Source organism: Paenibacillus sp. BAC0078 (assembly GCF_054483875.1).
This window is the reverse complement of sequence record NZ_JBTLRW010000006.1, coordinates 198,861-218,245: the sequence shown is the minus strand read 5'-3', so window position 1 is coordinate 218,245 and position 19,385 is coordinate 198,861. Positions and strand designations below refer to the sequence as shown.

Genomic DNA, 19,385 nt, shown 5'->3' with positions numbered 1-19,385 from the left:
CTCATAAATAGGCGTCCCACAACCACATTAGTTAGGTGGTTATGGGACGCTTTTTTTTACGGGCAACACTTTTGCCGCCACCTTTCCAAACATAAAAAAGCTCCCATAACCAAAGGCCACGGAAGCTTATCCTATAATTGCTATTGCATTTACCATTTTAGTGTACCGCTGTCGCTCCAGGCAGTTCGGCCTCCAGGGACAGCTCTTCTTCCCTTACCAGCTCACGCGGCTTCACAGGTTTCTGCGGACGCTGTTGATTCATTTGGTCCAGCAAATGGGATATCGACATCAGCATCATTTTGGGAACCAGCACCTCGCTGCGCTCCTTGAGCCTTGCACTGCCCGCCGGATGAATAACGCTCAGCAAAATGCTTAAGTAGAATTTGGTGGAGCGGGCGAACCAGCCCTTCGGTAAATCGAGAACCATGAACCCGAATTTCTCCGGCCCCCGGTTGATCATGCTGACACCGTACAGCGCTTTGGCTTCAGCCAAATCCACATCCCCGGCAATCCGCTCCGCAAGCATCGGCATATCCTTCTCCATGTGACGAATCAGACGGATCGCAAGCTGGGCTGAAGAACGGGAACGGACACCCAGCTCAAACAACTGCCTGTTGTCGATATGCAGCTCGATGACCTTGTCGCCTTTCTTCAGCAGCTCACCGTCCTCCAGCTGCACCGGTTCGCCTTGATATTTGCGCAGACGGTAGTGCAGGAACGGATCTGACGGTGAAATAGTCTTGACCTGGAACATCATCTGAAAGGCTTGCTCCCAGACCAGCCATAAACGAACCAGCAGCCGCTTACCAAAGGAAAGACGATAGATCGGAGAATTCTGCATATTCTTGATCATCTCATCAACCCGGATACTGCGCAGTCCGCGTCTCTGTGCCTCCTCCAGCATTTGTTCCAGGGCAATCAGCATATGCTCTGGCGCGTTCGGGTCTGCTCCCAGTGTAGTGCCACAATCATGCAGCAGCATCACTTCGCCCGGATTCAGCTTGCTAAGCAGCTTTTCGGTGAGCCGATCTGCGCCCAGCTTCTCCTTCCAATCGCCGAACATAGCCGACCAAAGAACGATCTGCACCTGACGGCGTTTGGAAAAGTCAAACAGATTGACAATTCCCCACGGCGGACGGTAATACGTGCTGCGCTCGCCGGTAATACTGTAAATAATATCATCGGTACGCTGAATCTGTTGTTTGACGGTAGCCGGACGCATCAGCCAATTCGTTTTGTGCACATAATTATGAATCCCGATCAAATGCCCCTCATCATGCATCCGCTTGATAACCTCCGGATTCTGTTCAGCATGCGAGCCAACGACAAAAAAGGTTGCCTTTGCCTCATAGCGCTTAAGCAGGTCCAGCAGAAGCGGTGTATAATGCGGGTCCGGCCCATCATCAAAGGTTAGGGCAAATTCAGTGCGTCCAGTCCCTTTGCGAAAGACACGATATCCAAATATCCGGCTGATCATACCGGGGATAAACGCATAAAAGGTTGAGATGTAAAATAACCAGAGCAGCAAAGTCTGCATGTAAATTCCCCGCTTTTTCAGAGTTGACTTTGAGTGAAATACCTCAGGTTTCCAGGTGAGCAGATTCCCACAAAAAAACGTTACCCCCTATTTTAACACAGCTATTAAAGAAATAGACGCTTTTTTATTAAAATCGTGTACAATGAATTTAAGCTAATTCATAAAAATCATCATACACAAAAAGGAGTCGTTTATATCTATGCTGCCGCTGTACAAAAAATATTGGCGCACCATCTTTGATGTTGGACTGGTGGTTCTTACCGTGTATCTTGTGATGCTTGGTTTCAGCACGCTGTACCGATTAGCAGCGCCGGTGTTTTTATCTTTTTTCGTATTCCTTCTGATCGAGCCGTTGGCCCGTTTTCTGAACCGCCGGGGGATGGCCAAATCGTTTGCCTCCGCCATTTCCGTGATACTGTTTCTGATTATTTTGCTGGGCGCCTTATTCGGTGCCGGACTACTAATCACTATGCAGGCGCTTCAATTTCAAGACGACCTTCCTAAATATACATATGTGGTCCAGCAGCAATTTGCCGAGGCTACGGGCTACCTTCAGCACAGAATCGAAGCACTGCCGCCTAATCTTACGGATAAACTTAACGGTTATTTTACGGACGCAACCAATGTTCTCTCTAAATGGATGATCGCTTTCTTCAAGTATATGATCGGAGTTCTCGGCTCCTTCTCTTCTTTTATGGCCAATTTCGGCATTGCGATCATTCTGGCGTTTTTCCTCAGTATGGAAATCAAGGACTGGAAGAAAATCGCGCATGATAAAATGCCCAAGACGTTCAAGACCGCGTACGCTTTTTTACAGGGAAATGTCTTTAAGGCAATCGGTTCCTATTTAAAAGCACAGCTGATTCTGATCAGCATTACTTTTGCGATTGTGCTGATCGGCCTCTTCATTCTTCAGACCGGAAATGAAATTACAATGGCGCTCGTCTGTGCCGTAGTCGATGTGCTGCCGCTGCTCGGCGTGTCGGCGGTGCTGATTCCCTGGATTGTATACCTGTTCATTATCGGCAATACCCCGCTTGCAATTGGAATGATCGTTCTGCTTGTGGTGGTGCTGATTGTGCGCCAGCTGCTGGAGCCGAAGATCATGGGCAACTCCATCGGGGTATCTTCCGCCTTCCTGATGCTCTCGTTCGTCATTCTGTCCAGCTCCCTGTTCGGGGTAGCCGGGCTGATTCTTTCGCCGATTCTGCTCATCCTGGTTAAGGAGCTGATCCAGCAGGGTTATCTCCAGCGATGGATCTTTCTGCCCCAGGAGGAGTTCATTGTCTCACCGTTCGCAGCAAGCTCGTCTTCGGCTGCCGGTGACCCGGCTTCGGGTGAACCTTCCGGTTCTCAAGCGCCAGAAGATTCAGCCAGCAGCTCAAATACCTGACCGAACAGCTTGGTAGCAGCATGCGGACTCCCCGGAGCCACATTCTCCACCAGAGCGGATACTGCATATTTCGGGTGATCCACCGGCCCGTAGCCGATGAACCATTGGTTATTGCGCGGCACTCCATTGACCAGCGTCTGGGCTGTGCCCGACTTGCCTGCTACGGGCCACTTTGTGCCGAGCAGGCTTTTGCCGGTTCCTTCGGTCACGACCTTGCGCATCAGGGACAGCAGTATCCGGGCCGTGTCCGGGGATATTCTGCCCTGGGGAGCCGGTGCCAGATGTCCCGGCAGCTCCTGCAGCGTCTGGCCGTTGGCAAAAGCGACCCGCTGTAAAATACGCGGCGCCCGGACCTCTCCCCCATGCAGCAGCGTAACCAGCAGGTTCGCCGCCTGCAGCGGCGTGATTCTGACGTCACGCTGGCCAATCGCCGTCTGCACCCTGGCCCCGCCGTCATCGGGCAGCAGGGTGGTAAAGATTGTTCCCGGCTGCTCCCCGGCCAGCGGACGGAGCAGCGGCACGCCAAGCGTGTTCTCCGCTTGCCAACTAATGTCTCTCCCCAGGCCAAGCGCCAGCGCTGACGCCTGGAGCTGCGCCCCGCTCAGCCGCTCGGCCAGCGAAGCAAATACAGTATTGCAGGACACGGCGAACCCTTGCGCCATCGTAAGGGAGCCGTGTCCTTTGCCTTTCAGGCAGGACAAGCCGTATTTGCCGTAATGCCCGGAGCAATAGAAGTTTTCCTCGGGCGAAGTGACCCCGGCCTCCAATGCAGCGGCGGCGGTAACAATCTTGAAGATCGAGCCGGGAACCACCGCTTGCAGCGCCCGGTTGTTCCATTCCCCTCCCTTAGGCGAGATATGCCCGGGATCATAGAACGGCAATGATACCATTGCCTCAATATCTCCGCTTGCTGCATCCAGAACCACAACCGCCCCCTCTTTGACTCCCGCCTTGGAGGCGAGCTTCTCAATCCTCTCCTGAAGACTCTTATCAATCGTTGTATATAAGGACAGCGGGTAATACGGATTTCCCGGCGCTCTTACCCGAATAGGGCTATCTGGAAGACGGTTGCCTTGCGCATCCACCTGCGCATAGGCTTCAGTATGGCCTACCCCCTTAAGCAGTGGCTCCAGCGTTTTCTCCAGTCCATCGGTCCCTGTCAGAGGGACCCGCAGGCCGGTCGGCGATTCCTTGATTTCCGCTGCCGAAGCCTCGGACAGATATCCCAGCCACTGGCGGCCTGTGGCTTCCCCCTCGTATCTGCGGGCAAAGGGCAGCACCCGCACACCGTCAATACCAAGCCGCTCCACTTCATCCGCCTCTGCCTGGGTCAGCTCCAGCGGATTTTTGCCGCGGCCGGACGGCCACAGCAGCGGCTGCTTAAGCCCGCTGCGCCCTGCCTGAAGCTGCTCGTAAGTCACGCCGAGCACGGTGGCAAGCCGCTGCAGCTTCTCCTTGTCCGCAGCGCTGTCTACCGCCCCTTCCGCAGTCTCCTCCTGCGGAAAAAAAGCCGCCGTCCACACCGTCTCGCCGGCAAGCGGCTGTCCGTTCCTGTCATACAGGCGGCCCCGCCCGCTGTCCAGCACCGTTTCCCGTTCACTCTGAATCTCCGCCATCTTGGACAGGGGATACTCCGTTCCCGGAACCTTCCTGTCCTTCAGCAGCAATTGCACCCATGCCAACCTGAGAATCAGCACCGCAACGAGCATAGCCAGAAGAAGTGAACCCCAAAATATACGTTTACGGTTAAGCTTATGCAAGACCATTCCTCCTGAAGTTAGTATCCTTACGCTGACAGGGTTCATGGCCTTTATTATGCCCACAGAACCACTTCAGAATAACCCTGGAAGCCAGTCAAACTGCTGCCAGTTTTTATTCATACTCCAAGTGGAAACGGCTACGCGTCGAAAAAACCGCTCCTTCCAAATGGAAGAAGCGGCTGCGGAGATAATGCCTAAGACTTATCTTTACAATCAACCTAAGTGAAGCACGGCTTTTCCGGAGAATTTCCGCTCCATCAGATTGCGGGCGACGGTGTCAATTTCGCTCCAAGGCGCCTCCACTTCGATCCGGGGCGTTAACCGTCCGTCTGCGGTCAGCCGGGCCAGCAAGCTCAGATCGTTCGCGGCTGATTGACGAGTGAGCTCCTCTCCAAGAAAGAAGCTGTACAAGGTTCTTCCTCCGCTGGTCACCAGATTCATTATATCGATCGTCGCCGTATTCGCAGAGGAAAATCCTACCGCAACGCAAATGCCTTGTGGCGCAAGCTGCGGCAGCAACGCCGCCAGTGTATCGCCGCCTACCGAATCAATGATCAGATCGTACGGCCCGAATTTGCGGGCTGATGAAATTGCCGAATATCCAATGACCACTTCGTCGGCTCCAGCCTCTCGAACAAGCACGGCCTTCTCTTCCGTGCTGGCCGTACCTACGACGAATGCGCCGGACAGGACCGCAAGCTGATGGGTGAACAGCCCAACTCCGCCGGTAGAGCCTGTAATGAAAATGCGCTTGCCGAGCAGCATACCGCCTTTTCGGAGTGCATTAAGCGCCGTCAGGCCGGCTACGGGTAAGGTCGCCGCCTCCGTAAAAGTGAGCTTGTCCGGGATTTCGGACAGCATCGATACAGGGGCAGCAATCTGCTCGCTCCACGCCCCCATCGGGAGCAAACCGGCAACCCGGGCCCCTTTTTGCGGACCTGCGCCGCTCTTAGCCGGCTCGATGACAATTCCGGCGAAATCCCAGCCAGGTCTGCTAGATACTTCCTGATCCTTGGCGTCTATCACTTCACCGCGATTGAGAGAGACGGCCTTTACTTGCACGAGCGCTTCCCAGGGCTGGGCCTGTGGTGCATCAACTTCCTTGAACGCCAAATGTGACGGGGTAAGCGGATCAACTACAATGGCACGAATCATATTGTATCTCCTCCATGGATTGGTTGTGTGTCATTAGATGACTTTCGATTTCATTGAGGAGTATACTTTAAATCAATGATCGGCCCAAGTGCAGAACTACACTTCGTAAAAGAAGGGAAGATAAGATGGACATACATACAGAGAATTCCAGACTTAAAATCGTATTGGGAGAGATTGAAGCGTTGCGGATGAAACGCCAGCACGCGCTTGCCGATCGGCCTCACCCGTTCTTGAAGCGATTTACCCAACAGGAGCTGAACGACGTGGCCTTCCCTTCGTATAAAAATCTGCTGGTTGGGCGTTCCCGCCGCATACCGGCTCGTCAGACGATCATCCATATTGCTGAATATCTTGAATGTACTTTTGACGAGCGTAACGATCTGCTTTTGGCAGCAGGTTATCTTCCGATCCAGACTGAATTGGAGGGACGGGCACTGGAGCATGCATTGGAGTGGGCGCATCAAACGATGAGAGGCATTCCCTTTCCCGCCATGATCGTAACGCACACACAGGACATCAAGGGGGTTAACGAGCCGTTTCGCCGTTTGTTCGATATCCCACTCGACCGTTCGTACGATGGCTTAATGAACAGGGTCGATTTTCATTTTAATTCCGATTTGCCTATCCGGCCCCGCTCCACTTTCGACAAAGCGTCATTTGAGCAATGGAAGGCACACGCCATAAACGGGATACACGCGATCAAGAGGGAGCACATGCTCTCCCGTTATGATGCGTGGTATCAAAAATTGTTTCATAGATTTCAGAAATATAACGTGGACGAATATCTGAATGAGCAGGATGCAGGGGAAAAGGTTGATCATACGCAAACCATATTAGCCAGAATGGAAAGCTCCGGCGAGCTTGTTCCCATTCGCTACAGACAGGTTTCGATTTCCGCAGCAAGCCGTGTATATCCGCAAATTGAGGTTTTCCTGCCGGTCGATGCTGCCGCGCGTAAAGTTTTCGAGAACCTGGGATGTCCTGCTGATTGTGAATTCGTCTAACCTTAGAGTTATCGCCATCGTCGCAATGAAAAACACGGGAAAAAGCCGCATCCCTAGCGACTTGGAGGGATGCAGCCGTGTAAGAAAGCTTTTATTGCCTGCTGCTTGTCTGCTTAAAAAATCACTGTCAGATTCACTGTCAGATTCACTGTCTTCTTGCACAGATACCCGTTACAAGGTCATGAACGTCTGCAGTGTTCGGTCAGCAAGATATGGAAGATACTCATGACCGTATTCGTAATAGACCATCAGGTCTTTTGGTGCTGTGATTTTGTTGTATGCGGCGAATTGCGTCGAAGGCGGGCAGATCGTATCTGCAAGCCCGGTCACCCATAATACCTTGGCCTGGATTCGGCTCGCCAAATTCTGAATATCAATATAACCCAGCCGGTTAAAAATCTCTTCCTCCCGTTCATGATGCGGATCAAAAAAGCGGAAGTAATAATTGATCTCCTCATAAGCCGAAGTCGTAATGTCCAGCTCCCAGGCCCGTTTGTAGTCGGAGAGGAACGGATAGACCGGGACTGCCATTGAAATGCGCGGCTCCAGCGCTGCGCAGGCTACGGTCAGAGCTCCCCCTTGGGAACAACCATATGCACCCACCCTTGTTGGGTCCACTTCCGGCATGCTCATCAGAATCCGCGCCGTCTGGGCGGTATCCAGAAACACGTTGCGGTAATACAGGTTGTCCGGATTCGGGTCGTCAAGCCCCCGGATTATGTGTCCGCGGATGGTTGTGCCTTGTACAGTCAGATTATCCTCGGACAATCCCCCCTGCCCCCGGCAGTCCATCGCCAGCACGCTGATTCCGTGCGCGGCATACGCAACCTTCTCCATCCAATCGCCGCTGTCGCAGGAATAACCGTGGAAGATTACAATACCCCGGCCTTTTTCCTGCACCGCTTTCTTGGGTCTTGCATATTTGCAGTGAACTCTGGCTCCGCCCACTCCGGTAAAATAGAGATGAAAGCATTCCGCCAGCTCACTGGTGAATTCCGCCGGGACCAGTTCGTAGTCCAGCGGCTGGGCATCGAGGTCGCTCAGGGCGCGGTCCCAGAATTGATCAAAATCCGCCGGTTTTGGACTGCTGCCTTCGTAGGCTTTTAGCTGGGGCAGGGATCTTTCGCTTGTCATAGTAAATCCTCCTTAGGGCTCCGATTGAATGTGTTGGGCAAAGCGGGTGTTAAGTGTGGGTCACTGCGGGGAATGTTGGTTCCGATCGCTGTTGTCCTCAGATTTCCTGATTTTATACCGCGCTGGCGGTAGAAATCTGAGGACAGCATATGCTTCCGAAGCGAGCTTTCCTTCGGAAAGCTTTCAGGCGAACGCTACGCTTCTCCACTCAACATTCCCCTCCGTTCCGTTTCACTCACCACAGGGTTTGCAAGAACAAGTTAAATCCAATAAGTCGGATTTAACCCGAAAACCACTGCATAAACTGCTTCATTTAGGTTCGACGCCCAAACTGTAGCTGTATTTCATACAACTAAAGAAGCCAATTTTTGCGCTGAAACCGATTTAGTTGCACTCTGTACACTTAGCTTGACCGCAATTGAGCAAAAGAAGCATTTCCGCCATTTTTAACTGTACAGAATACATTTATCGCTGAAAAAACGGGTTTGCTGATCCTTTTAACTGCAGCAAATACAATTAGCTGGTGCTCAGAACGGTGCAGCATCACTTCAAAAACAAAACAGAACGAAAAACCCATTACGCATGGGTTTTCGGCTGATGCAGCAACGTGGCAGGCCGCAAAATAGGCCGCCACTCGCTGCAAAGCAAGTCAACTGCTGGGAACTGAACACTCAAGATCAGTGTCCTCATTCGATTCTATTGCAGTCTATACAACAGAATAGCCTGCAAAGAAGGTAAACGGGATTTCTGTTGCACTTTGTACACTAGAAATCGCAAGAAAGGACGATATAGTTACTTTTGGGCTGAATCTGCTGCAGGAAGTGCAATAGAATCAACTTTTCGAATGAAAAAGCAACTATCTGCTGTACATTCTGCAATAGATCTATTAAGCCCCCTCAGCCCAGTTAACAGGAGATAGACACTGCTCAAGCAGACGCGTCATGCACAAATCCCCCAAAACCGCCTCGCAGGCATTCATAATTGTTACTGCCCAAACAGCACCGCTACCGTCCTAAATCTTACCCAGACCGGCATCGTCGCCGACCTCTTCATGAGTCTCGATCACGTAGTTCACGATTTCTTGCACAGTAGTGTAAGCAACGCCTACATAGGTGTCGGCTGCGCCGTAGTAGATGGCGATGCGGCCGGTTTCGGCGTCATTCAGAGTAGCGCAAGGGAAGAGCACGTTGTTCACAAAGCCTCTTTCCTCGTACCATTCTTCCGGCGTAAGCACGAAGTTTTTGGAGCGGTATTTTACTCTCGACGGCTCATCCTTGTCCAGAATAACTGCGCCCATGCTGTACACGAGACCATTGCAGGTTCCGGTAACGCCGTGGTAGAACATCAGCCAGCCTTCGGTGGTTTCGATTGGCGCAGGGCCGCCGCCGATTTTGACGCTCTGCCACCAGCCTTGGCCGCCTTTGGTCATAACATGGCGGTGTTTGCCCCAGTACACGAAGTCAGGGCTTTCGCTCAGGAACACATCGCCAAATGGCGTATGTCCGCTATCGCTCGGACGGGACAGCATCACGAAATTGCCATTGATTTTTTTCGGGAACAGCACGCCATTGCGGTTGAACGGCAGGAACGGATTTTCCAGGCTGATGAAGGTTTTGAAGTCCTGAGTTTTGGCTACGCCGATAGCTGCACCGTAGAAATCTGTACACCAGATAATGTAGTAGGTATCTTCAACTTTAACCAGGCGCGGGTCGTAAGCATAGCGCGGCATATATGGATTGCCTGCTTCGTCCACAAATTGAATCGGGCTGTCGTCAATTTTCCAGTCCAGGCCGTCAGCGCTGTAGCCCATCCGCAGGTGAGGACGGGTTGTGTTGTCTTCTACACGGAATACGCCGAGGAAGCTGCCTTCATAAGCGACAACGGCACTGTTGAATATCCGCGCAACGCCTTTCGCCGGATTTCTTTTAATAACCGGGTTGCTGTCATGTCTCCAGACCGGATTGTCGTTTCCGGCAGGTCTGTCCTGCCAAGGCATGTTCGGCACATTCGTACATCCAATCAGCTTAACTTCTTTCATAAACAAAATCCCTCCAGATTTAGCGCAGCAGATGCTGCGATTATTGTTACGCGTGCTTGAATCTTTAGCGGGTGTTTGCTCTTACCGGGTTTTATTTTACCGACCCTTGCGCAAAACCGTTATAAATGTACTTTTGCAAAGCTACGAATGCTATGAGCGTCGGAATGATGGCAATCATAATCGCGGCGCAGATAACCTCCCACTGTGAGCCGTATGGTCCCTTGAATTTAAACAGTGCGGTGGACACTACCTGCAGACTGCTTTTTGGCATATAGAGGAAAGGCGTATAGAAATCGTTGTAAATGTTGACGCCCTTCACAATAATCACCGTTACAATCGCGGGACTCAGCAGCGGCAAAATAATTCTCCAGTAAATCGTCCAATACGAAGCTCCGTCCAGCATCGCCGATTCATCCAGCGATTCGGAAATGGAGTCCAGGAATTGCATGAAAATATAGACGGCGATAATATCCGTACCCAGGTACATCAGGATCGGCGCCCAGCGGGTGTTGAACAGTTCCAGCGAGTTGATGATCTGGAAGGTAGCCACTTGGGTCGTTACCCCGGGAATCAGCGTGGCCAGCAGAAAAGCTCCCATCAGCAGCTTGCTCCCTTTGAATTTGAAACGGGCCAGAATGTACGCCATCATCGAACCGGTAAGTGTAGCGCCGGCAATGGAAATCAATACAATAATAATTGTATTCATAAAGCCGCGCAGCATGTTGCCATCTACAAAGGCTTTGGTATAGTTGGAGAAATTCAGCCAGTTCTCCGGCAGAGTAAGCGGACCTGTCGAGGCATACTCGGCATTTGTTTTCAGGGAAGCGAAGAAGACCACGACGATCGGAATCAGTGCCATCAGCGCTCCCAGAACTAAAGTGAGGTATTTGAAGAAAGAAGCTGCGGAATATTTTAGACTATGCATAGTTCTTACTTCTCCTCCTTTATCAGAACACGCTGCAGAATAGTAACAAGAACAACAATACCCAGAAGCACTACGGCCATTGCCGAAGCGAGACCCAGCTTGCTGTATTTGAAGGCCACATCGACGGTCTGGATGACAAACGTGCCGCTGCCATTAGAACCGCCGGTCATGACATACGGAATTTCGAATACACCGATCGCTCCGCTTACGGCGAGGATCAGATTGAGCTGCAAAATGCGTTTGATGCTCGGAAGGATAATATGCCGGAACTGATGCCAGCGGTTGGCGCCGTCAATTTCCGAAGCCTCGTAAATATCATTGCCGATGGAGGAAATCGCTCCAAGGAAGATAATAAAGTTCATCCCCATGTATCTCCATACCGATGCAAAAGCAAGGGAGATATTGATCAGGTGGGGATTCAGCAGCCACTTTTGCTGCCAGGCTCCAAGCCCGACGAGGTCAAGGATGGTATTCAAGGTTCCTTCCGGTTTGAAGAAGAACAGGAAGATGAACCCGATAGCCACACCGTTCAACAGTGTCGGGAAGAACAGAATGCCTTTGAACCAGTTCTTTAAACGGACATTAAAGCTTAGAATTGTGGCAAAATAAAGCGCCAGCCCCATCTGGACAAAGGTGGCAAAGAAATAGTACAAGCTGACTTTAAATACGGCGAAATACTCCGGTTTGGTGAAAATCGTCTTGTAATTGTCGAAGCCGACATATTCCATATGTTTGCTGAAGCCGTCCCAGCTTGTGAAGCTGTACTGGAACATTTTGAACACAGGCAAATATGAGAAGGTCAGCAGCAAAACTACCGGAACCAATGAAAATAAAATGATAATCAAAATCCGCTGATTTTTATAGCTCATGTTGGACAATTTGGGCACTCTCCACACCTCCTAAGAACACATGCTAATGACTCCAAATTCTGCTGTTTCCCGCAAAAGTGAAGGGGAAAATGCCCCTTCCGGCATCTTCCCGTTCTCTTGAATCTGTCTTCACTCCTGCGTCTAGTCTAGTGCTGACTTATTTTCCGGCAGTAACTTTAGCTCTTGCCGCTTTCCATTTATCGTTCAGGCCTTTCATGATATCGTCGAAGGAATCTTTTCTATTGCCGATTGCAGCTTCGATGATGACCTTCTTGAAGTCAGGCTGCCAGAGACCGATTTCAGCTTCCTTGTCGATGGCATCCACCCAGCCCTCTTGGCCTGCTTTTGCAGGAGCAATCGTATCAAACGTTACGTCTGTGCCATCAAATTGCTTGAGGATCTCAGGAAGTGCAGAGCCTTTAACCGGGCTCATGCCGCCGCCTTCAGTGGTAGGATAGCCGGATTCGTTGATGAACCAGTCCACCCAGGCTCTTGCCGCTTCTTTATTCTGGCTGTGAATGCTGATGCCCAGGTTGTAGTCATCGGACAGCGGAACCAGAATTTTGCTGGCGTTGGTAGGGAAAGGCATGAAGCCGACATCGTCAGGGTTCTTCGCCACCCCTTTGATCTGGCCAATGGCCCAAGATCCGAGCATCATTGTACCGATTTTACCGTTAGCCAGGTCTGCCTTGGAGGATTCCCAGTCTGTTGTTGTTGGGTCTTCTTCAATCAGGCCATTCTTGGCTGCGTCATACATCAGTTTGTACAGGTCATAGTGCGGTTGTCCCTTAACGAAGTTGTCGTCAGAAGCCACTTGGCCGATGTTCACGTAATCACGGTCGCCGGCAACGGTTGCCAGATCAGCTTCCCACTGGGTCAATGTCCATCCGGCAGCATAGTTTGTATAGAGCGGAACCGCTTTGGTCTTTTCTTTAATATTTTTCAGAGCGGTCATGAACTGGTCAAAGGTTCTAGGAACCTCAGTAATTCCCGCATCCTTGAATACTTGTTTGTTGTAAATGACACCGGAAAAGTTAACTGTAATCGGAATACCGTAAGAAATACCGTCTACACTGCGTTCTTCCAGACCGGTATATTGTTTTTCCAGATCGGCCATTTTGCCCAGCGGCTCAAAAAAGTCCGGCAGGTCTTTAATCGCTACGCTGGTAGGCAGCAGCAGCACATCACCGTAATCGCTGGTGCTCATGCGGATTTTGATTTGATCTTCATAGCTGGACAACGCTTCGAAGTTTACTTTGACATTCGGATATTTCTCATTGAACTTTGCTGCGTAATCTTTGAATACGGTATCAACAATGTCCGTTCTCTGTGTGATTACCGTGATATCGCCTTTGATATCCTTAGCTGCTGCATCGCCCTCTGGAGCAGCAGTTGCCTCAGTGTTAGTTCCTGTATTTCCTGCGTTCGTTGCTGCTGCATTGTCCGTGTTATTGTTGTTCGATGAACAACCTGCGAACAAACCGGCCATCAGCGTCAGCGCTGCCAAACTTGTAACTGCTTTGGTTTTCTTCATGGTTTTGTTGACCCCTCTCTTCATTTTGACTCCTGGCGTTGATAATAACAAAACACTAACAATAATCATCAAAACTTGACGGCAGAATTCCATGAAAAATCAATGCAATCTCTGTTTCGTCTGAAATGCAATGATGTTATCGCTTACAAACACATTATAAATCGTTTTCAAAATCAAAACGATGGTTTCAATTGTTTTTTCTGGTCTTCAATTTGTTATTTTTGTTTTCTGTTATTTTTATTTGTTATCTTTTTTTATGAAAAAGACAGCAAAAAAAGGAGGGCTCGCTGCCCTCCGCAGAAAATCTTTTCCTATAATATAGCTTGCATTTTCAGACTAGCCTCTAGGGACTCTGTAACCGCTTTTGTAATCCTTAGGGGTCATGCCGCACATTTTCTTGAACAGCTTGTTGAAATAGACAGGATCACTGTAGCCGACCCGCTCGGCGATTTCGTAATTTTTCAGATCAGGCTGTCCGATCAGCAGCTCCTTGGCTTTGGCGATCCGGATGCCGATCAGATAATCCGTAATCGTCTGGCCTGTCTTATATTTGAACAGACGGCTGATATAGCTCGCATTCATACCTACCGTCTCCGCCAGACGCTCTAATTCAAAATTCTGGCCGTACTCCTTTTCCAGAATGCTCTTGGTTTGCTCGACAACATAATGCTCCCCGCCATGCGGTATTTCTTCCGGCTCAGATGCCGCTTCCTTCAGCTTCTTGTTGTCCGCGACGCTTTTGAGCAAATCGTACAATTGAGCTTTTTCAATCGGCTTAAGCAAATAATCAAGCACTCCGTGCCGCATAGCCTTGCGGGCATATTCGAATTCACTGAACCCGCTGAGCACGGCGATGGGAAGCTCCTTCAAATGTCCCCTGGCCTCCTCAATCAGCCCGAAGCCATCCATCCGCGGCATCTTAATGTCCGTAATCAGAAGATCTACATCCTCTAAGGTGAGCTCCCGGAGATGATTCCAGGCCTCCGCCCCATTACCATAGGAGCCGATAACCTTAACTTCCAAATCCATTCTGGAAGTAATCTTTTCAAGCCCGCGCCGGATTACTTCCTCGTCATCCGCAATCATAACCTTGATCACTAGCTAATCGCCTCCAGTTATGTTTCCGCTCGTAATGATTGCGCTATCATTATCAATTATATGCGCAATTTCTCAGGCAGCAAATGTGCTGTGTTGCTCTTTTATAGTCTTCTCTTTACTTTGCTCATTTTGCCCTTGAAATCCTTCATAAAAAGGGTTATAACTAATCTGTATTGTTATTAATAACTAACAAAATAATAATAACAATATAACAAAATATCTAAAAAGTTTCTATGCCTTTCTCCTACTATTCTATAAAGCGAGGTTGTCTGAGGATGCTACTACAGAACGAATATGTCGGAGGCGTAACCTGGGGTTTCATGGGAAAATGCGGCACTTGGGCAAATGAAGAGGCTGAAACCTCTATGGAGCTTATGAAATCCGTAACCGGTGCGAATTGGACGGCCATCGCCTTCAGCGCGATCCAGGCAACTCCACAATCAACAGAAATTCCTTACTGGCAAGAGCCGACAGTTACCGACGATGAGGTGCTATGGGCGATCTGCAAGGCGAAGTCGCTGGAGCTCAAGGTTTGCCTGAAGCCTATTGTGAATTGTGCAGACGGCACCTGGCGGGCCCACATCAACTTTTTCGACAAGGATGTTCCCTGCGAGCCCAAATGGTCGGAGTGGTTCCGCTCTTATACTGACTTCATCCTGCATTATGCTGCGATTGCCGAAGAAAGCGGTTGCGAAATGTTCTGCATCGGCTGCGAGCTGGTGATGTCAGACAGGCGGGCGGATGAATGGCGTACCTTGATTGCCGAAGTCCGCAAGCTGTACAGCGGAATCCTCACTTATAATTGCGACAAATATCAAGAGGACAACGTGACCTGGTGGGATGACCTGGATGTGATCTCCTCAAGCGGCTATTATCCCGAGCATGACTGGGAAGCGCAGCTTGACCGGATCGAAACGGTGGTGAAGCAGTATAACAAGCCCTTCTTCTTCATGGAAGCGGGTTGCCCCAGCCGCACAGGCAGTGCCGCCATCCCCAATGACTGGTCCTTAAAAGGCGAACCCTGTGAGGAAGAGCAGCGCCGGTATTACCAGGCAATGTTCCGTAGCTGTGAAGGCCGGGATTGGGTTCAGGGCTTTATGCTCTGGGATTGGCCTGCACGAATTTATCCGCTGGAAGCGGCGGCTGGCAATGACGACTACTGCATGTACGGCAAAGCGGCTGCAAGCGTTATTAATGAGTATTACAGCTCCAAGACTAATAAGTAATGAGGGAGTGAACCGAAGCATATGAGCAATTCACCTGAAGTTTGGCTGCAAGAGCTGGAGAATGAGCTGAAGAACAACATTTTGGGCTTCTGGATGGAGCACACGCTGGACAAAGAGCACGGCGGTTTTGCCGGTGAAATTGACAGCCAATTGAATGTCGTAGCCGGTGCAGAGAAAAGTCTTGTGCTGAATGCGCGGATTCTGTGGACATTTGCGAGCGCTTACCGCCTATACGGCACAGATGAGTATCTTACGATGGCCGAACGCGCCAACGACTATCTGCTCCAGTATTTCACGGACAAAGAGTATGGCGGTTTCTACTGGATGGTCGATGCGAAAGGTGCAGCTTCCCAGCCCAAAAAACAAATTTACGGGCAAGCTTTCGCCATCTATGCCTTGTCGGAATTCCACCATGCCACCGGACGCAAGGATGCGCTGGATAAAGCTGTGGAGCTGTTCCGTCTGGTTGAGAAGTACGGCTATGATCCCCTTTATAAAGGTTATATCGAAGCATTATCCCAGGAATGGCAAATGACTGACGATCTCACACTCAGCACCAAGGATATGAACGAGAAGAAGTCCATGAACACCCATCTGCATGTACTGGAAGGCTACACCGGGCTGTACCGGGTATGGAAATCGGATGAGCTGAAAAGCAAGCTAGCCGAGCTGATTGCAACGATGCTGGACCACATTATTGACGACGAAGGCAAGCACTTCCACCTATTCCTAGATGAAGAGTGGCATGTAAAATCAGAACGCATCTCTTACGGGCATGACATTGAAGGCAGTTGGCTGCTGGTTGAAGCGGCAGAAGTGCTTGGGGATGAGGCGCTGCTCCAGCGCGTGCGCAAAGTAGCGGTCTCAATGGCTGAGGCTACGCTGGCCGAAGGAATCGCCGGGGACGGCGGAATCTGGAATGAGGCGGACAGCAAGGGCCTGATTGAAAAATCCAGAGACTGGTGGCCGCAGGCTGAGGCCATTGTCGGCTTTTACAATGCCTATCAGATGACCGGCGATGCGCGCTTTCTGGAAGCTGCCAGCAACTCCTGGAATTTTACCAATAAATATATCGTCGACCACAAGCTGGGCGAATGGTACTGGGGCGTTGACGAAGCGTTGCAGCCTTTGGTTCACGAGCCGAAGGTCAGCGCATGGAAATGTCCTTATCATAACAGCAGAGCCTGCTTCGAAATGATTGGACGGCTTACACTTACTATAAAGGAGACAAAATAATGACAACACGCTTTGAGGAACGCAAACAGCAACTAACGGAACGTTATGAGGCGCTGATCGCACGTAAAAATGAGAAAGCCCCCTACGGCAACGGCATCTATGACCGCTATCAATACCCGCTGCTTACGGCAGAGCACGCGCCGCTTATCTGGCGGTATGACTTCAACCCGGAGACTAACCCTTATTTCATGGAAAGAATCGGAGTGAACGGTATTTTCAACCCGGGCGCCATCGAGCTGAACGGCAAATTCTATATTGTCGCCCGCGTGGAAGGCAATGACCGCAAATCCTTCTTCGCCGTAGCCGAGAGCGACAGCGGTGTGGACGGCTTCCGTTTCTGGGATCACCCTGTCGTGCTGCCTGAGACCGAAGACCCGGACATCAACGTCTATGACATGCGTCTGGTAAAACATGCCGACGGCTGGATTTACGGCCTGTTCTGCACCGAACGCAAAGATCCCGATGCACCTCACGGCGATCTCTCCAGCGCTGTTGCCCAATGCGGCATTACCCGCACCAAGGATCTGAAAACCTGGGAGCGGCTTGCCGACCTGAAAACAGGCTCCGCCCAGCAGCGTAATGTTGTGCTGCACCCTGAGTTCGTAGACGGCAAATATGCCTTCTACACCCGTCCGCAGGACGGCTTCATCGACGCCGGCTCCGGCGGCGGCATTGGCTGGGGCTTGTCCGATACCATCGAGAATGCTGTAATTACCAGCGAGTCCATCATGGACCAGCGCTATTACCACACCATTAAAGAAGTGAAGAACGGCCAAGGCCCGGCTCCTATCAAGACACCGCGCGGCTGGCTGCACATCGCCCACGGGGTGCGCAACACTGCTGCCGGACTGCGTTATGTGCTGTATGCCTTCCTGTCCGATCTGGAAGAGCCTAATAAAGTAACCCATGCTCCGGGCGGACATTTTATCGCTCCAGACGGTGAAGAACGCGTCGGCGACGTATCCAACGTAGTCTTCTGCAACGGCGTAATCGCCCGTGACAACGGAGACATCTATATTTACTACGCCTCCTCCGACACCCGCATCCATGTGGCAACTACAACGGTTGACCAGATGCTCGATTATGTGCTTAACACACCTGAGGACCCGCTTCGCTCTTACGCCTGCGTGCAGCAGCGGATTGCTTTGATTGAGCGAAATCTGAAGTAGGGGGATGGACTTGAGAGTGGTGCATTTTGGGTGGTGGCGTAACTGCGGGGAGTGTTTGGACTTCCGGCCGCTGTTGTATTCAGATGTTTTTATTATATCGCTTAGCGGATAACATCTGAATACAAAGGCGGACGCGTTCGCTCCTACAGTTCCAAACCTCCCCTCCGTTTCTTCACCCTTAATGGTGTTGTTTCTCAAGTTCATTTTGTGGGGTGTTGGCAGGATGAAATTGAGGGCGGGGCATTCGGGGTGGTGGCGTAACTGCGGGGAGTGTTTGGACTTCCGGCCGCTGTTGTATTCAGATGTTTATTTATTATATCGCTTAGCGGATAACATCTGAATACAAAGGCGGATGCTACCGCTCCTACAGTTCCAAACCTCCCCTCCGTTTCTTCACCCTTAATGGGGTTGTTTCTCAAGTTCATTTTGTGGGGTGTTGGCAGGATGAATAAAGGCGACCCTAGTGGAATTCCACTGGGGCCGCCTTTGTTTAGCTTAAACTGTTGCGCGGAGTATGTAATGGTCTACCGTAGTTGGCAAGCCTTGTGCGGTCTGATGCCGGGCAAAAATCCGGTTGATCTCAGGCAGGCTGTCCCTTATCACCATTTCATGCACTGCAGCTGTCTGCCCGAAGCAGCGAAGGCGAACAACGTCGATGGGTTCATGCAGATAACAGGTGCTAGTGACCGTCTCGATTTCAGCTGAAGCGAATCCGCTTGCCTCTATGCGCTGCTTAACCTTATCCAATACCGGAGTTCCTTCCTGCGAGGGGCCAAACAGACCTGGAAAGAGCAGTGACAATTCAGGCGACAGCCTGTCGCCGGGGTGAAGAGCGATTAGCCTGCCGCCCTTTTTGATGATCCTGGTAAGCTCAGGGTATGCGGAGGTAGGGCCTTTACGGTTATAGGCACAATCAAACTCATCATCCTCAAAAGGGAGCTTGATCTTGGTGTTAGCCGTCACAAATGACACATTGGCAAGGGCCGTACTGCTGGCAGTATGAATAAAATCCGCAGTGACATCGAGACCGACAATGTGCTGAACGACATAGCTCCACTGAATGGTAAAATCTCCATGCCCGCAGCCGATGTCGAGCACTCTTTTTCCTGGAACCAGCTCGGCAACCTCCTGGGCAAAAATCTCCTCCGCATCCGGTCCTGCTACCGTCGACTTCCAAGGATATGCGTATTTCCCGGTCGTGCTCCCCAGTCCGGCATACCACTGAAACGAATGCGGTACAATCCAATCTTGATGTGTCGTCGGATCTTTCAATACAGCGCTCAATAGATCATCTCCTGTGTTCACAT

The 19,385-nt window shown here is 50.9% G+C and carries 16 protein-coding genes; 5 read left to right on the top strand and 11 right to left on the bottom strand.

Annotated features, from left to right (window positions below; genetic code table 11):
- Positions 1-157: 157 nt before the first annotated feature.
- Positions 158-1,537: a polysaccharide deacetylase family protein gene (locus ACX1DY_RS13950; protein ID WP_458964797.1), complete on the bottom strand. Its 1,380-nt coding sequence runs from the start codon at positions 1,535-1,537 to the stop codon at positions 158-160.
- 199 nt (positions 1,538-1,736) lie between these two features.
- On the opposite strand from ACX1DY_RS13950, the gene ACX1DY_RS13945 reads away from it, so the two are divergent.
- Entirely contained in the window at positions 1,737-2,930 is a 1,194-nt protein-coding gene (locus ACX1DY_RS13945) for an AI-2E family transporter (RefSeq protein WP_458964796.1), read from the top strand.
- Here the strand turns inward: ACX1DY_RS13945 and ACX1DY_RS13940 are convergent.
- The gene (locus tag ACX1DY_RS13940; RefSeq protein ID WP_458964795.1) at positions 2,891-4,690 is read right to left on the bottom strand and encodes a peptidoglycan D,D-transpeptidase FtsI family protein; all 1,800 of its coding nucleotides are present in this window, start codon (positions 4,688-4,690) and stop codon (positions 2,891-2,893) included. The two genes, ACX1DY_RS13945 and ACX1DY_RS13940, sit on opposite strands and share 40 nt — an antisense overlap.
- A gap of 213 nt (positions 4,691-4,903) precedes the next feature.
- Positions 4,904-5,845, bottom strand: a complete 942-nt coding sequence (locus tag ACX1DY_RS13935) for a zinc-binding dehydrogenase (RefSeq protein WP_458964794.1) — start codon at positions 5,843-5,845, stop codon at positions 4,904-4,906.
- A 125-nt stretch (positions 5,846-5,970) separates the two neighbouring features.
- On the opposite strand from ACX1DY_RS13935, the gene ACX1DY_RS13930 reads away from it, so the two are divergent.
- Positions 5,971-6,849, top strand: coding sequence for a hypothetical protein (locus ACX1DY_RS13930; protein ID WP_458964793.1), 879 nt, complete (start codon positions 5,971-5,973; stop codon positions 6,847-6,849).
- A 171-nt stretch (positions 6,850-7,020) separates the two neighbouring features.
- On the opposite strand, the gene ACX1DY_RS13925 is transcribed toward ACX1DY_RS13930, so the two are convergent.
- The 7 genes from ACX1DY_RS13925 to ACX1DY_RS13895 all read right to left on the bottom strand — a co-directional run bounded on the left by ACX1DY_RS13925 (position 7,021) and on the right by ACX1DY_RS13895 (position 14,447).
- Complete coding sequence (locus tag ACX1DY_RS13925; protein ID WP_458964792.1) at positions 7,021-7,983, bottom strand: acetylxylan esterase; 963 nt, start codon at positions 7,981-7,983, stop codon at positions 7,021-7,023.
- Positions 7,984-8,386: 403 nt separating this feature from the next.
- Positions 8,387-8,626 (bottom strand): hypothetical protein, encoded by a 240-nt coding sequence (locus ACX1DY_RS13920; RefSeq protein ID WP_458964791.1) that lies wholly within the window; start codon positions 8,624-8,626, stop codon positions 8,387-8,389.
- 369 nt (positions 8,627-8,995) lie between these two features.
- Positions 8,996-10,021 (bottom strand): glycoside hydrolase family 130 protein, encoded by a 1,026-nt coding sequence (locus ACX1DY_RS13915; RefSeq protein WP_458964790.1) that lies wholly within the window; start codon positions 10,019-10,021, stop codon positions 8,996-8,998.
- A 91-nt stretch (positions 10,022-10,112) separates the two neighbouring features.
- Complete coding sequence (locus ACX1DY_RS13910; protein WP_458964789.1) at positions 10,113-10,946, bottom strand: carbohydrate ABC transporter permease; 834 nt, start codon at positions 10,944-10,946, stop codon at positions 10,113-10,115.
- Between the two features lie 5 nt (positions 10,947-10,951).
- Complete coding sequence (locus tag ACX1DY_RS13905; protein WP_019912401.1) at positions 10,952-11,833, bottom strand: carbohydrate ABC transporter permease; 882 nt, start codon at positions 11,831-11,833, stop codon at positions 10,952-10,954.
- A gap of 139 nt (positions 11,834-11,972) precedes the next feature.
- Entirely contained in the window at positions 11,973-13,349 is a 1,377-nt protein-coding gene (locus ACX1DY_RS13900) for an ABC transporter substrate-binding protein (RefSeq protein ID WP_458964788.1), read from the bottom strand.
- A gap of 336 nt (positions 13,350-13,685) precedes the next feature.
- The gene (locus tag ACX1DY_RS13895; RefSeq protein ID WP_458964787.1) at positions 13,686-14,447 is read right to left on the bottom strand and encodes a response regulator transcription factor; all 762 of its coding nucleotides are present in this window, start codon (positions 14,445-14,447) and stop codon (positions 13,686-13,688) included.
- A 275-nt stretch (positions 14,448-14,722) separates the two neighbouring features.
- Here ACX1DY_RS13895 and ACX1DY_RS13890 point away from each other — a divergent pair, with 275 nt between their 5' ends.
- Genes ACX1DY_RS13890 through ACX1DY_RS13880 form a run of 3 tightly spaced genes read left to right on the top strand, consistent with a single transcriptional unit; the run spans position 14,723 to position 18,078 of the window.
- Positions 14,723-15,673 carry a glycoside hydrolase family 113 gene (locus ACX1DY_RS13890; protein WP_458964786.1) on the top strand — a complete coding sequence of 317 codons (951 nt, stop codon included), beginning with the start codon at positions 14,723-14,725 and terminating at the stop codon, positions 15,671-15,673.
- A gap of 21 nt (positions 15,674-15,694) precedes the next feature.
- The gene (locus ACX1DY_RS13885) at positions 15,695-16,909 is read left to right on the top strand and encodes an AGE family epimerase/isomerase (RefSeq protein ID WP_458964785.1); all 1,215 of its coding nucleotides are present in this window, start codon (positions 15,695-15,697) and stop codon (positions 16,907-16,909) included.
- Positions 16,909-18,078, top strand: coding sequence for a glycoside hydrolase family 130 protein (locus ACX1DY_RS13880; RefSeq protein ID WP_458964784.1), 1,170 nt, complete (start codon positions 16,909-16,911; stop codon positions 18,076-18,078). Before ACX1DY_RS13885 ends, ACX1DY_RS13880 begins: the two co-directional genes overlap by 1 nt.
- Positions 18,079-18,573: 495 nt before the next feature.
- Here the strand turns inward: ACX1DY_RS13880 and ACX1DY_RS13875 are convergent, their stop codons facing one another.
- Positions 18,574-19,362 (bottom strand): class I SAM-dependent methyltransferase, encoded by a 789-nt coding sequence (locus ACX1DY_RS13875; protein ID WP_458964783.1) that lies wholly within the window; start codon positions 19,360-19,362, stop codon positions 18,574-18,576.
- Between the last annotated feature and the right edge of the window lie 23 nt (positions 19,363-19,385).

What these genes read in the sequence shown, in the direction of transcription:
- ACX1DY_RS13950 (WP_458964797.1), bottom strand. Translation starts at nt 1,537, where the DNA reads ATGCAGACTTTGCTGCTCTGGTTATTTTACATCTCAACCTTTTATGCG.
- ACX1DY_RS13945 (WP_458964796.1), top strand. Translation starts at nt 1,737, where the DNA reads ATGCTGCCGCTGTACAAAAAATATTGGCGCACCATCTTTGATGTTGGA.
- ACX1DY_RS13935 (WP_458964794.1), bottom strand. Translation starts at nt 5,845, where the DNA reads ATGATTCGTGCCATTGTAGTTGATCCGCTTACCCCGTCACATTTGGCG.
- ACX1DY_RS13930 (WP_458964793.1), top strand. Translation starts at nt 5,971, where the DNA reads ATGGACATACATACAGAGAATTCCAGACTTAAAATCGTATTGGGAGAG.
- ACX1DY_RS13925 (WP_458964792.1), bottom strand. Translation starts at nt 7,983, where the DNA reads ATGACAAGCGAAAGATCCCTGCCCCAGCTAAAAGCCTACGAAGGCAGC.
- ACX1DY_RS13915 (WP_458964790.1), bottom strand. Translation starts at nt 10,021, where the DNA reads ATGAAAGAAGTTAAGCTGATTGGATGTACGAATGTGCCGAACATGCCT.
- ACX1DY_RS13910 (WP_458964789.1), bottom strand. Translation starts at nt 10,946, where the DNA reads ATGCATAGTCTAAAATATTCCGCAGCTTCTTTCTTCAAATACCTCACT.
- ACX1DY_RS13900 (WP_458964788.1), bottom strand. Translation starts at nt 13,349, where the DNA reads ATGAAGAAAACCAAAGCAGTTACAAGTTTGGCAGCGCTGACGCTGATG.
- ACX1DY_RS13890 (WP_458964786.1), top strand. Translation starts at nt 14,723, where the DNA reads ATGCTACTACAGAACGAATATGTCGGAGGCGTAACCTGGGGTTTCATG.
- ACX1DY_RS13885 (WP_458964785.1), top strand. Translation starts at nt 15,695, where the DNA reads ATGAGCAATTCACCTGAAGTTTGGCTGCAAGAGCTGGAGAATGAGCTG.
- ACX1DY_RS13880 (WP_458964784.1), top strand. Translation starts at nt 16,909, where the DNA reads ATGACAACACGCTTTGAGGAACGCAAACAGCAACTAACGGAACGTTAT.